The sequence below is a fragment of the Buchnera aphidicola (Pemphigus populi) genome (assembly GCF_964058935.1).
Classification (GTDB): domain Bacteria; phylum Pseudomonadota; class Gammaproteobacteria; order Enterobacterales; family Enterobacteriaceae; genus Buchnera_C; species Buchnera_C aphidicola_D.
The window spans coordinates 85,545-99,488 of the sequence record NZ_OZ060372.1 but is presented as its reverse complement, the minus strand read 5'-3'; the positions used below and the strand labels follow the sequence as shown (position 1 = coordinate 99,488).

Genomic DNA, 13,944 nt, shown 5'->3' with positions numbered 1-13,944 from the left:
TAACCTGTTTATACTCATTAACTATTATAATTTTTAAGAGAGAAAATAAAAATGTTTAAAGGCAGTATCGTTGCACTGATTACACCAATGGATGAAAAAGGGAAAATTTGTCGACAAAGCCTAAAAAAATTAATCAATTATCATATTAAACATGGCACTTCAGCTATTGTTACAGTAGGAACCACTGGAGAATCTGCTACACTAAATCAAGAAGAACACAATGATGTAGTCATGTTAACAGTAGATTTAGCTGATGGGAACATTCCTATTATTGCCGGTACTGGAGCCAATGCAACCTCAGAAGGAATTTTACTAACTAAAAAATTTGAAAAATCTGGTATTATTGCTTGTTTGACAGTAACTCCTTACTATAATAGACCAACTCAAAAAGGTCTTTATCAACATTTTAAAGCAATTTCTGAAAGTAGTCATTTACCTCAAATTCTTTATAATGTTCCTGCACGTACAGGATGTGACTTACTACCTGAAACAATAATTAAATTAGCAAAACTAAAAAATATTATAGGAATTAAAGACGCTACTGGTGATTTATCAAGAATTCATTTAATTAAACAATTTGTCAAAAATGATTTCATAATTTTTAGTGGAGATGATGAAACAGCTTTAGATTTTATGCAATTAGGTGGAAATGGAGTGATATCTGTAACTGCTAATATTGCAGCAAAAGAAATGCAAGAAATATGTTCATTAGCATTAAAAAAAGATTTTCATACTGCTCGCCTCATTAATAAACGTTTAATGCCCATACATAAAATACTGTTTAATGAACCCAATCCAATTCCAGTTAAATGGGCAGCAAAAAAATTAGGATTAATAAAAACTGATACTCTTCGTTTACCTATGACACAAATTTCACATGATACAAAAATAATTTTAAATCAAGCACTTAAACATGCAGGATTAAATACATAAAAAGTAATAAATGCATTCTCATAAATTATTTTTGAAATTTAAAATTATTTATTTTTTTATGTATAAAAAAATAAAAAAATTAAATCTAATGTAAAGATAAATAGTTAAAATAACTATTATCTAAATATTTCCAAAAGATCTAAATAAAGAATATATTAATTTAAAAATTATTTATTTTTTATTAAATAACAGAGTATCATTTTGATACTCTGACATATTTTATATATAAAATAGTATATTTAAATAAAAATATTTAAAAAATTAAATCTTTTATAATATGTTCATACATTGTAGTTAATAACTGCAAATCTCTAACTTTTATATGTTCATTAACTTGATGAATAGTTTTATTTATAAGACCTAATTCTACTACTTCCGACCCCATGATAGAAAAAAAACGACCATCAGAAGTCCCACCTGTCGTTAATATCTTTGGAATAATATTACCGATATGTTCCACTACCTTTATAACTGTATTCAATAATTTTCCTGATTTAGTTAGAAAAGGAAAAGCGGAAATATTCCAGTTAATGGAATATTCAAGTAAATGATCAGATAACAATTTATGAACAACATCTTTAATATTATCAGTAGTAATATCATCTCCAAATCGAAAATTAAATTGTATAAAAATTTCTCCTGGAATAACATTATTACTACCATACCCAGATTTAATATTAGTCAACTGCATACTAGTAGGTGGAAAATACATATTACCAGAACTCCACTTAATAGATATTAATGATGAAAGAAAAGGTACAATTAAAAAAATTGGATTCTTAGCTAAATTAGGATATGCAACATGTCCTTGTTTTCCATAAATAATAAGATCTGCTGTCATTGATCCTCGGCGACCATTTTTGACAACATCCCCCAATATATTGGAACTAGATGGTTCACCTACTAAACAATAATCAATTCTTTCATTTCTTAATTTTAATTTTTCTAATACTTTTTTCGTACCATTAATTGCACTTGATTCCTCATCAGAAGTAATTAAAAAAGATAATCTACCATTATGTTTCGGAAAAGATTTTACGCATCTCCCTACAGCTATCACCATGGCTGCTAAAGCACCTTTCATATCGGCAGATCCTCTTCCAAATAATATACCTTTTTTTACAACAGATTCAAATGGCAAAGTATTCCAATTACGCGTTTCACCTGGATCCACAACATCAGTATGTCCTAGTAACGTTAATGTTTTTCCTGTACCTCTAGTGGCCCATAAATTACAAGTATCTTTAAAATTCATTATCTCTACTACAAAACCAATATCAGATAAATGTTTGGCAATAATATTTTGACAACCTAAATCAAAAGGGCTAATAGATGGGATATTAATAAGTTCCTTTGCTAAATTAACAACTGGACATAACATGTGATATCCTTTAAAATTAAATTAAAATATATAAAATATATTAATTTTTAATAAAAATTATTTATTTACTTTAAACATCATATATAAAATATTAATACAATTAATTTTAAAATAAAAAATAATTATATTAAATATAAACTAATTAATTTCATCAAAAATAATATTTAGTTCAATGTATTTGGATAATTATTATCCAAATACATTGAAAATATTATTAAAATAATAATATAGATAATATTTAAAAAAATAATTTTATTTTTTGCACTATTTTTGATATACTAAAACCAAATTTATCAAATAACTTTTCAGACGGAGCTGATTCTCCAAACGTTTTCATACCAATAATTAATCCATTTAAGCCAACATATTTATACCAAAAATCTCGCATGCTAGCTTCAATAGCAACACGTTGAAGTATGGTAGAAGGTAGAACAAATTCTCGATAAGATGAATCTTGTTGATCAAATACATCTGTTGAAGGCATGGAAACAACTCTAATAGCATAACCAATAGAACGAAGTACTAAAGCAACATCTAACGCAATTTTTAATTCAGAACCAGTGGATATAATAATTATGTTAGGAACACTAGAATCTTCATACAATATATAACCACCTCGTTCTATATTTTTTATTTGTTCTTTTGTTCTAAAAAATTGAGATAAATTTTGACGTGATAAAATTAATGCTGTTGGTCCATTTTTCCTTTCTACAGCATATTTCCATGCAATAGCTGTTTCCACTTGATCACTAGGTCTCCAAACACTCATGTTGGGTGTTAAACGTAAGCTCGATAACTGCTCTATAGGCTGATGTGTCGGCCCATCCTCTCCTAGACCTATGGAATCATGCGTATATACAAGGATTTGTTGTGTTTTCATTAACGCTGCCATACGAACCGCATTCCGTGCATACTCAACAAATACTAAAAAAGTAGCACTATATGGTATAAACCCTCCATGGTGTGAAATCCCGTTAGAAATAGCTGTCATTCCAAATTCTCTTACACCATAATGAATATAATTACCAAATAAAGTACTTTTAATTGATTTAGAACCCGACCACATTGTTAAATTACTCGGAGCAAGATCAGCTGAACCACCTATTAACTCAGGTAATAAACTTCCCAATACTTCTAATGTATTTTGAGAAGCTTTTCTAGTAGCTATCGTTTCAGGAAATTTATTTAATTTTTCTATAAATTTATAAATTTTTTCTTCCCAATTCTTTGGTAAATCTCCTTTCATTCGACGTATGTATTCTTTTGACAATTCCGGATATCTTGTCTTATATTCATCAAATTTTATATTCCAGATCTCTTCTTTAAGTTTACCAATCTTTCTGGCATCCCATTCTTTATAAATTTCTTCAGGAATATAAAAAGGTTTATGAAACCACTGTAACGCTTTTTTTGTTAAAATAATTTCCTTATCTCCCAATGGGGAACCATGTGATTCTTCTGTCCCTGCTTTATTAGGAGAACCAAAACCAATTACTGTATTACAAATAATAATAGACGGACGATCTATAATACTTTTAGATTCTATAATAGCATTTCTAACTGCTTCTGAATCATGTCCATCTATATTATTAACCACATGCCAGTGATACGATTGAAAACGTAGAGCTGTGTCGTCATTAAACCAATCGTTGGTATTTCCATCTATAGATATTCCATTTTTATCATAAAAAACAATTAATTTTCCTAATCCTAATGTTCCTGCTAAAGAACACACTTCATGCGAGATACCTTCCATTACGCATCCGTCTCCCATAAATACCCATGTATAATGATCAACAATATTATAGCAAGAACGATTAAAATAAGATCCTAAAGTACGTTCAGCTATTGCCATACCTACTGCAGTGGCTAAACCTTGTCCCAATGGACCCGTAGTAATTTCTACTCCAGGAGTAGAACCTATTTCAGGATGTCCAGGTGTTTTAGAACTAAGTTGTCTGAAATTTTTTAAATCTTCCATAGATACATCATAACCTGTAAGATGCAAAAGACTATACAACAACATAGAACCATGACCATTAGAAAGAACAAAACGATCTCGATCGTACCATAAAGGATTTCCAGGATTATGTTTTAAAAAATTTCTCCATAATACTTCAGCAATATCAGCCATACCCATCGGAGTTCCAGGGTGGCCTGAATTTGCTTTCTGAATTGCATCTATACTTAAAACCCTAATTGCATTCGCTAACTTTTTTTTTAGAAACATAAAATATCCTTATGATGATATCAATAAATAATAATATTTTTTATAAAATAGTTATTTATTTAATTAAATTAATATTTATACATATTAACTAAAATCTATCTTCTACCACTTGTTCTAATTTTATCTGATCATCTCCAAACTTACGAATTCCATCAGATAATTTTTCAACCCCCATAACATCTTGATTATGAATCCAACGAAAATCTGATTCTGTTATCTTTCTACTTAAATGAATAACATTTTTAGCACCAAATAATTTACGTTCTATAACGTCAGTACTAGATTGCAATTCTGCTAATAAAGAAGGTGATATAGTCAATCTATCACATCCAGCTAAACCTAAAATTTGCTCTTTTTTTCGAAAACTTGCTCCCATGATAATAGTAGAATAACCATGACTCTTGTAATAATTATATATTTTATGAACAGACATAACACCTGGATCTCTTTTATATTGATAAGGTATTATTGGAGTACGCTCATGATACCAATCATAAATTCTACCTACAAAAGGAGAAATGAGATAAACCCCAGCTTCTGCGCACGCTTGTGCTTGAATAAAAGAGAATAAAAGAGTTAAATTACAATTAATATTATTTTTTTTTAATTCCTCTGCAGCCTTAATGCCTTCCCAAGTAGCCGCTAATTTGATTAAAATTCTAGAACGATCGATACCTTCTTCTTCAAACATATTAATTAATTTATTAGCTTTTTTAATACATAATTCTTGATTAAATGACAAACGAGCATCTACTTCAATGGATACTTTTCCTGATATAAGATTTAAAACTTTTATACCGAGAGAAACTGCAATCTTATCGGTAGCGTGAACTATTTTAGTTTTATAATCACCTTTTCTTTTTTTCGCATAATTAATCGATTCATCAATCAAATCCTGATAATAACTTAATGACATTGCCTGAAGTATTAAAGTGGGATTAGTAGTAGCATCTTGGGGAGTATATCTAGTAATAGATCCTATATCACCACTATCTACAACAACTATTGTCATTTTTTTTAATGCTTCTAACTGATTCATATATACTCCAGATAAATAATTTTTTTAATCTTGATTAAAAATATTTAATTTAATTTTTATATGCTATATCTATTAAGTATAATATAAGTTGATATTAATCATTAAATATATATTTAATATATAGAAATAAAATGATTTTGTTAAAAAACATTGTCTTTTATATAAATAAGAGAAATTTATATATCTTATTTATATAAATATTTATATATATAACATATTACTAATCTTCATAAATATCACATTACATAAATCTTATTAGATAAAAATAGTAACTATATCCCTAATAAAAATTAAAAATTCATTTTTTTCATGATTAATGAAACATTAGTCCCACCAAATCCAAAATTGTTAGACATTACTGTAGTCATTTCTTTTAAAATAGTATCAGTTACGATAGGCATACTCTTTATAACAGGATCCAAATCAAATATATTAATACTGGGTGCTATAAAATTATATTTTAACATTAATAAACTATAAATAACTTCTTGTACCCCCGAAGCCCCCAATGAATGTCCCGTCATAGATTTAGTAGCGGAAATATAAGGAGTATTTTGAGCACCAAATACTGTGCAAATCGCTTTTAATTCATTGATATCACCCACTTTTGTAGAAGTCGCATGAACATTGATGTAATCGATTGGTAAAGCAACTTCTTTTAACGCAAGCTTCATACAACGCACAGCCCCTTCCCCAGAGGGGGCAACTATATTATGACCATCGGATGAAGCCCCATACCCTATTACTTCTCCATATATATTAGCTTTTCTTGATAGTGCATGATGCAATTCTTCAATAACCAATATTCCAGCCCCTCCTGAAATCACAAAACCATCTCTATTTATATCAAAAACACGAGATGCCGTCATAGGATGAGAATTGTATTTCGTTGATAATACACCCATAGCATCAAACTGAAATGCTAATTCCCAAGTTAATTCTTCTGCTCCTCCTGCAAAAATAATATCTTGCTTACCTAATTGAATCAATTCAACAGCATTACCAATACAATTAGACGAAGAAGAACATGCTGAATTAATCGCATAACTAATTCCATAAATTTTGAATATTGTAGATAAACAAGCTGCAATACTCGACGTCATAGTTTTAATAATAATGTATGGACTAACCGATCTTAATCCACGCATACTACGTAAAGAATCTATTCCAAACACTTGATTTTTAGGAGAACCTCCAGCTGATCCTACAACTAAACCAATTCTCATATTTTTTTCATAGATCTTAGGACTAAGATTAGCATCTCGTAACGCTTCTTTCATAGCTAAATAAGCATAAATTGAAGCATCATTCATAAAACGAAAAATTCTGTGATAAATTAAATATTTTTTATCTAGTTTAATACTACCCCATACGTTACTACGCATGCCAACACGTTGCATTTCTTTAGAAAAAACAATACCTGATTTACCTGTTTTTAAAGAAAAAAGTACTTCTTTTTTATTATTCCCGATACTAGAAATAATACCTATACCAGTAACTACTGCTCTTTTCAATTTTTATCACCATATTAATCAAATTAATTTTTATTAATTATCTACTATAAAGATATTTATAAATAAACATAAAATACCACAACTAATTTTTTATTTTTTATTCAATTATTCATTAAAAATTTTGTTTATTTATAATAAAAATTATATCATTAATATTTTATTATATCTGATAAATAAAATATTTAAAAAATGTAATATTTTATTGTTTTATAACCAATACATATAAAATACCACTTCAGGATTAAAAGAAAAAATCAGATATTTAAAATATATAAACCACATATGATATTAATTTATTTAAAAAAATATTTTTTAGGAAAAAATATGCCATCAATTAATCATATTTCCACCAATATAGTACATGGAGTCCTATATATTGTTCCTACTCCAATAGGTAATTTTTCCGACATCACTCAACGAGCATTGATAATACTGAAAGATGTAGATCTTATTGCAGTCGAAAATATTTATCATACACATATATTATTAAAAAATTTTAATATTAATAATCACTTGATATTAATAAATCAAAAAAACGAAAACAAACAAACCGACAAAATAATCAAAAAACTAAAATTAGGAAAAAAAATAGCATTAGTTTCTAATGCAGGAACTCCGGTAATCAACGATCCAGGTTTTATCTTAATAAAAAGTTGTCATAAAAACAAAATCAGAGTTATTCCTTTACCAGGAGCATGCGCTGCAATTACGGCATTAAGTGCATCTGGTATATCATCTAATCGTTTTTGTTATGAAGGGTTCTTACCTACTAAAAAAATAGCACGTTGTAATTTATTGAGATCATTAAGAAAAGAAATCAGGACAATAATATTCTATGAAACTCCTCATCGTATATTAAAAAGTGTCACTGACATAATAAAGGAAATTGGAACAGAACGTAATCTAGTTTTAGTAAAAGAAATTAGTAAATACTGGGAATATATCTTTAGTGGAACATCCTATGAATTATTATCCTGGCTGCAACAAGATATAAATCATTGTAAAGGGGAAATGGTATTAATCATAGAAGGATTTCAAAATTTATCAAATAATGTATTAACTCAAGAAGTTTATGATACTCTATATTTAATACAAAAAGAAATTTCATTAAAAAAAGCCGTAACATTAACATCTAAAATATATAAAATTAAAAAAAATATATTATATAACTATGCTATAAATCATTTTAAATAATGACGTTATGATTAAAATCATGTAATATAAGCTAAAGAAGCTGACCAGACAATCGCTGCTGATATCTTATAAATATATAGGAGAGGAAAGTCCGGGCTCCATTGGGCAAAGATGCCAGATAACATCTGGGAAGCGAAATCTTACGACCAGTGCAACAGAAAATAACCGCCAAAATAAAAGGTAAGGGTGAAAAGGTGCGGTAAGAGCGCACCGCAAAACTGGTAACAGTTTTCGGCTATGTAAACTCCATCTGGAGCAAAGCCAAATATAGGTTTCTATAGTACAGCCCATACTAAAACCTGGGTAGGCTGCTTGAGCAAATAAGTGATTATTAGCCTAGATGAATGATTGTCTAATACAGAACCCGGCTTATAGGTCAGCTTCATATAATATATTTATAAAATTAGCATAAAAAATAATGTTCTAAATATTTATTTATAATTATAAACCAGAAATTTGCATTTCAGATACCAATACTGAACCGCACTGTATAATACTATTTTTATTAATATCATTTCCAATTTTAATAATATTTCTAAAAATTTCTTTTAAATTTCCAGAAATAGTAATTTCACTAACCGGATATTTTATCATTCCGTTTTCAATCCAAAAACCAAATACGCCACGAGAATAATTTCCAGTAATGATATTTACACCTGATCCCATTAATTCGGTTACTAATAATCCTTTTCCCATATATTTTAATAAATTTACTAAATCAAGTTCACCACTACCTTCAATCAATAAATTATGCACCCCACCAGCATGACCTGTACTATCAAATCCTAACTTGCATGATGCATAGGAATCTAGCAACCAACTAATAAGCCTACCTTTATCAACAATAAGATTATCTTTAGTACGAACACCTTCATTATCAAAAGGTTTAGATCCCAAACCCTGAGATATATGAGGATAATCTTTAATATTTAAAAAATTTGGAAAAATATTTTTTCCAAGTTTATTTAATAAAAAAGTAGATTTTTTATAAACATTATCTCCATTAATCGCACTAATAAAATTATAAAATAAACTAGGAGCCACTTCTGAAGAAAAAATAATTGGCGATTTTGTTGTTTTAATTTTTCTTGGAAATAAACGATCTATGCTACGACGAGCACTTTCCTTTCCTATATGTTCAGAAGAATCCAAATGAGTAATTTTTCTAGAAATAGAAAATGCATAGTCTCTCTGCATACATGTCTTTTCTTTCGCTACACTACAACATGATAAGGAATGCAAACTAGAACTGTATCCGTTTAATAATCCAATACTATTTCCACATACGATACTAGAGAAATGACTGTCAAAGGCTACACCTTCGGTGTTTATAATACGTTTGTCAAAATTATACGCTGCTATTTCAGCAGAAATTGCCAAATCAGCAGCTATATTTATATCAAATATAATAGGATGTAATAAATCTAAATTCAGCGTACTATCTATAGCTAAAGTGTCATAATTAGGTAATCCAGAATAACGATCCGAAGAGGTAAAATGAGTAATCATAATTGCTGATTGTAAAGTTCTTCTTATTGAAGATATACTAAAATTTGTCGATACAGCACAGCCTTTACGATTATTATTATAAACCGTAATGAACAATTTTCCATCATTATTAAATTCTATATATTCTGATACACCTTTTCTAACGGAAACGCTAATTCCTCTTGTCTTTTTAACCACAACTTCGATAGCATCTACACTTTTTTTTGCTAATTCTAAACATTCACTTACTATATCTTTTAATACCACCTCTTGTGAAACAATATCTTGTAATTCATGCATTATGAATCCTTATTAAAATATTAAAAATTATATTTAAGAAAAATGATCAAAGAGAATTTAATGATATCATCATACAATATAATAAATATTTTTGAAAAAATAAATAAACTTATCTAAATATAATTATGTATCCTCCAATAAAAATATTATTACTGTACTAGAAAAAATATATAGTTTATTATTTTCAATAATAGTAGTACATACTTTACTAAAATATTATTTAACATTATAATCCATAAAAATAAAAATTAAGGATGGTTAAAAACCCATAAAAAATACATCAATATCAATGATAACATTAAAATATAAAGTTAAAAATAATAAACTATTGGAAATAATTATATGTCTTTAAATGAGATCAAATCAGGAAAAAAACCACCATATGATATTAACGTAATAATAGAGATTTCATCTCATGCTCATCCGGTCAAATATGAAATAGAAAAAAAATTAGGCGTATTATTCGTTGATCGGTTCATATTAACTCCAATGTTCTATCCATGTAATTATGGTTATATTAATAATACATTATCCAATGATGGAGATCCTTTAGATGTATTGGTATACACACCATATCCATTACAACCTGGTTCAGTAATACGATCTAGACCACTTGGTTTATTAAAAATGAATGACGAATCTGGAGAAGATGCAAAAATTATAGCTGTACCTCATTCTAAAATTTACCCAGAATATGATTGTTTCAAAGATATTATTGATTTACCACAATTACTACGTAATCAAATTGTTCATTTCTTTAAAAATTATAAAAAAATAGAAAAAGTAAAATGGGTGAAGGTCATTGGTTGGCAAGATATTGAATCTGCTGCAAAAGAAATTATTATTAGTATAGAGAAATATAAAACATCTTCAGTTTAAAAAATATTTTTTAAAATAAAAATTAAAATGTAATATCATAACTTATTTATTAGAAATAACTTTCTATCTAATATAAAAATATACTTTTAAAGTATAAATATATATTTTTTATTAAAAAACTAAATTCTCATCACTGATGCCATATCCTGGTATCTATTAATTTTATTTAAAAATAAAAATTTTGGAGATTTATATGTCACGTATTTGTCAAGTTACAGGAAAAAAAACAATGGTAGGTAATAATAGATCACATGCAATGAATGCTACCAAAAGAAAATTTCTACCTAATCTCCATGTTCATCGATTTTGGATACCAGAAGAAAATAGATTTATAATCTTACGCGTATCTGCAAAAGGAATGCGCTTAATTGATAAAAAAGGTATTCACACAATTTTAAAAAAAATGTACAAAAAAAAAATATAGAGTAAATATATGGCTAAAAAAACTAGAGAAAAAATAAAATTAGTATCTTCTTCAGGATCAGGTCATTTTTATACAACTACAAAAAATAAAAGAACCAACAAAGAAAAATTAAAACTAAAAAAATATGATCCTAAAATAAGAAAAAGAGTACTATATACAGAACATAAAATTAAATAATTCATGATAGTATTGATAAAATATTTAATCTATAAAAAAAGAACTAGACTCTAATTATATTTTTAATTAAGGTCTGTTCTTTAGTTAAAAACTATGTTAAAAGTAGAAAAATTAAAAATATATATTTTCAATAAACCTTAAATTTTATGAAGAAGAAAATTCTTTCAAAAATACAATAAAAGATAACATTAAAAATTGAGATATATCTTTAATATGAGGAGATATAATAAATATCAATAAGTTTAAAATAAATAATCCAGTTAACAAAGTTACAGGAAAACCTACCGAAAAAATAGATAATTGAGATAATATACGATTCAGTACACCCATAATAATATTTAATGTTAGTATAAAAATTATTATAGGAATACTCAGCATCATACCATTCATAAAAACAATACCATAAAATTTTACTATATCTAAAAAAACTCCAGAAGTTAAAACTATTTTTTCAATTGGGATTGTATAAAAAGTGTTTACTAAAATTAATATTATCCAAATATGACTATTCCAAGATATCAACAATAATATAATTAATACATAAAAAAAACGAGATATTATAGATCTATTAATATGACTACTGGAATCAAAAATAGTAGAAAAAGATAATCCTATTTGCAAACCAATAATGTCTCCTGTAATAGATCCTATAGTTAGTATAAATTGCACCATCATTCCTAATACCATACCGATTAATATCTGTTCTGATAAAATCAATAAATTTATAAAAGATAATGATACAATCTCTAATTTTGGTAAAAATGGAATTAATAGAATAGTAATTATCACTGATAATAAAATTTTTATTCTATAACTAATAAAATTATTATCAAAGATAGGCAACATAGATATTAATGCTAAAACACGAACAAATGGAAAAAGAAAATTAATAAAAAACAAAAAAATGTTAGTATTATTTAAAATAATCATTAGCGAATAATCAAAGGTAAATTATTAAATATAGATTTAATATAATCTAACATAATACCCAACATCCATGGTCCCAATATTATCATCGTAATTAAAATAGAAATTACTTTTGGAATAAAAGATAATGTTTGCTCATTTACCTGAGTGGCTGCTTGCAATACACTAATAATTAATCCTGTAAGTAAAACTGACAATAATAAAGGAGCAGAAATCATTAAACCTATTTTCGTTGCTTCATAGAATAATGTCATTACATATTCAATAGTCATAAAATCGCCATTATTAATATCAATAATATTATTAATCAATTAAAAATCAAATTTTAAACTATACTTTAATTAATAAAAAAACTCTGTGCTAAAGAACCAATTAGTAATGGCCAACCGTCTACTAAAACAAATAACATCAATTTAAAAGGTAAAGCAATTGTGGAAGGAGGTACCATCATCATACCTAGTGACATTAAAACACTAGCAACAACTAAATCAATAATTAAAAATGGAATAAAAATAGTAAAACCAATCTGAAATGCTGTTTTTAATTCACTGGTAATAAATGATGGCAATACAACACACATTGGTATTTCATCTTTATTAATAAAACTTGAAATATTAGCTAATTTTGCAAATAATTTAAGATCCGTTTCACGAGTTTGATTAATCATAAATTCTTTTAAAGGTGGTATACCTTTTTCAATAGCTACTTCCATAGTAATCTTATTTTGACTAAATGGTAAATAAGCTTCATAATATATTTTATTATATACAGGAGACATAATAAAAAATGTTAAAAATAATGCTAATCCTATTAAAATTTGATTAGAAGGAGCATAAGGTGTACCTAATGCATTTCTTAATAACCCAAATACAATAATAATCCTAGTAAAACTAGTCATCATTAAAAGTATGGCAGGAATGAATGTTAATGAAGTAAGTAATACTAATACTTGTATTGCAAAAGACCAATTTCCACCTTCATTATACAAGTTATCATTAATGATATCTGATATATTTGCATAAGCCATAGGAGAGAAAAAAATTAAAAATAAAGTAAAAACTATACGATAAACATATAAATTTTTAAATAATAATGTGAAAAAATTCTTTGAGTTTAAAGGAAATAACATATATTTCGATTTTTTTTTTTCTATAATTTTTGGCTTTAAAGAAGTTAAATCATGTAAATAAGTGATATTATTTCTAGTTAAACCTAATACTAATCTAACATCTTGAACATCTATGACTAATATACTTTCATTCGATCCAATAGACATCTTAGATATTATTCTAATAAGTGAATTGTTTTCATAAGATTTTATTAAAAACATTTTTTTAAAAACCCAACTTAATAGTATAATCAGTGCTATTATTTGTAATAATGTAAAACTAACTTGAGATAGAGTTTTTTCAATTATCAAATTAGGTAAAATCGGAGATACTTGCTGCATAATATTAT

13 protein-coding genes, 1 other RNA gene and 1 pseudogene are annotated in these 13,944 nt (G+C 26.8%); 6 read left to right on the top strand and 9 right to left on the bottom strand.

The window, feature by feature from the left end; all coding sequences use genetic code 11:
* Window positions 1-51: 51 nt before the first annotated feature.
* Window positions 52-933 carry a 4-hydroxy-tetrahydrodipicolinate synthase gene (gene dapA / locus AB4W65_RS00445; RefSeq protein WP_367673670.1) on the top strand — a complete coding sequence of 294 codons (882 nt, stop codon included), beginning with the start codon at window positions 52-54 and terminating at the stop codon, window positions 931-933.
* Between the two features lie 253 nt (window positions 934-1,186).
* Here dapA and dapE read toward each other — a convergent pair whose 3' ends face one another.
* The 4 genes from dapE to AB4W65_RS00425 form a co-directional block, all read right to left on the bottom strand.
* Complete coding sequence (gene dapE / locus AB4W65_RS00440; RefSeq protein WP_367673669.1) at window positions 1,187-2,314, bottom strand: succinyl-diaminopimelate desuccinylase; 1,128 nt, start codon at window positions 2,312-2,314, stop codon at window positions 1,187-1,189.
* Window positions 2,315-2,552: 238 nt separating this feature from the next.
* Complete coding sequence (gene tkt / locus AB4W65_RS00435; RefSeq protein ID WP_367673668.1) at window positions 2,553-4,544, bottom strand: transketolase; 1,992 nt, start codon at window positions 4,542-4,544, stop codon at window positions 2,553-2,555.
* Window positions 4,545-4,632: 88 nt separating this feature from the next.
* The gene (gene tal / locus AB4W65_RS00430; protein WP_367673667.1) at window positions 4,633-5,583 is read right to left on the bottom strand and encodes a transaldolase; all 951 of its coding nucleotides are present in this window, start codon (window positions 5,581-5,583) and stop codon (window positions 4,633-4,635) included.
* A gap of 290 nt (window positions 5,584-5,873) precedes the next feature.
* Window positions 5,874-7,097: a beta-ketoacyl synthase N-terminal-like domain-containing protein gene (locus AB4W65_RS00425; protein ID WP_367673666.1), complete on the bottom strand. Its 1,224-nt coding sequence runs from the start codon at window positions 7,095-7,097 to the stop codon at window positions 5,874-5,876.
* A gap of 324 nt (window positions 7,098-7,421) precedes the next feature.
* Between AB4W65_RS00425 and rsmI the strand changes: the two genes are divergently transcribed.
* Window positions 7,422-8,291: a 16S rRNA (cytidine(1402)-2'-O)-methyltransferase gene (rsmI, locus tag AB4W65_RS00420; RefSeq protein WP_367673665.1), complete on the top strand. Its 870-nt coding sequence runs from the start codon at window positions 7,422-7,424 to the stop codon at window positions 8,289-8,291.
* 36 nt (window positions 8,292-8,327) lie between these two features.
* An RNA gene (gene rnpB, locus AB4W65_RS00415) (RNase P RNA component class A) lies at window positions 8,328-8,679 on the top strand.
* A 53-nt stretch (window positions 8,680-8,732) separates the two neighbouring features.
* On the opposite strand, the gene pmbA is transcribed toward rnpB, so the two are convergent.
* On the bottom strand, window positions 8,733-10,079 hold the full coding sequence (gene pmbA, locus AB4W65_RS00410) for a metalloprotease PmbA (RefSeq protein ID WP_367673664.1): 1,347 nt from the start codon (window positions 10,077-10,079) through the stop codon (window positions 8,733-8,735).
* A 342-nt stretch (window positions 10,080-10,421) separates the two neighbouring features.
* Between pmbA and ppa the strand changes: the two genes are divergently transcribed.
* The 3 genes from ppa (at window position 10,422) to rpmG (ending at window position 11,559) form a co-directional block, all read left to right on the top strand.
* Window positions 10,422-10,958, top strand: coding sequence for an inorganic diphosphatase (ppa, locus tag AB4W65_RS00405; protein ID WP_367673663.1), 537 nt, complete (start codon window positions 10,422-10,424; stop codon window positions 10,956-10,958).
* Between the two features lie 193 nt (window positions 10,959-11,151).
* Window positions 11,152-11,382, top strand: coding sequence for a 50S ribosomal protein L28 (gene rpmB / locus AB4W65_RS00400; protein ID WP_367673662.1), 231 nt, complete (start codon window positions 11,152-11,154; stop codon window positions 11,380-11,382).
* A 9-nt stretch (window positions 11,383-11,391) separates the two neighbouring features.
* Complete coding sequence (gene rpmG / locus AB4W65_RS00395) at window positions 11,392-11,559, top strand: 50S ribosomal protein L33 (RefSeq protein WP_367673661.1); 168 nt, start codon at window positions 11,392-11,394, stop codon at window positions 11,557-11,559.
* Between the two features lie 144 nt (window positions 11,560-11,703).
* Here the strand turns inward: rpmG and fliR are convergent, their stop codons facing one another.
* The 4 genes and pseudogenes from fliR to fliO all read right to left on the bottom strand — a co-directional run.
* Complete coding sequence (gene fliR, locus AB4W65_RS00390) at window positions 11,704-12,489, bottom strand: flagellar biosynthetic protein FliR (protein ID WP_367673660.1); 786 nt, start codon at window positions 12,487-12,489, stop codon at window positions 11,704-11,706.
* Window positions 12,489-12,758, bottom strand: a complete 270-nt coding sequence (gene fliQ / locus AB4W65_RS00385) for a flagellar biosynthesis protein FliQ (RefSeq protein ID WP_367673659.1) — start codon at window positions 12,756-12,758, stop codon at window positions 12,489-12,491. The genes fliR and fliQ overlap by 1 nt, the downstream gene beginning before the upstream one ends.
* Window positions 12,759-12,823: 65 nt before the next feature.
* Window positions 12,824-13,513, bottom strand: a complete 690-nt coding sequence (fliP, locus tag AB4W65_RS00380; RefSeq protein ID WP_367673845.1) for a flagellar type III secretion system pore protein FliP — start codon at window positions 13,511-13,513, stop codon at window positions 12,824-12,826.
* 144 nt (window positions 13,514-13,657) lie between these two features.
* Window positions 13,658-13,936: pseudogene (fliO, locus tag AB4W65_RS00375) on the bottom strand (flagellar biosynthetic protein FliO); the annotation flags it as partial.
* Window positions 13,937-13,944: the final 8 nt, after the last annotated feature.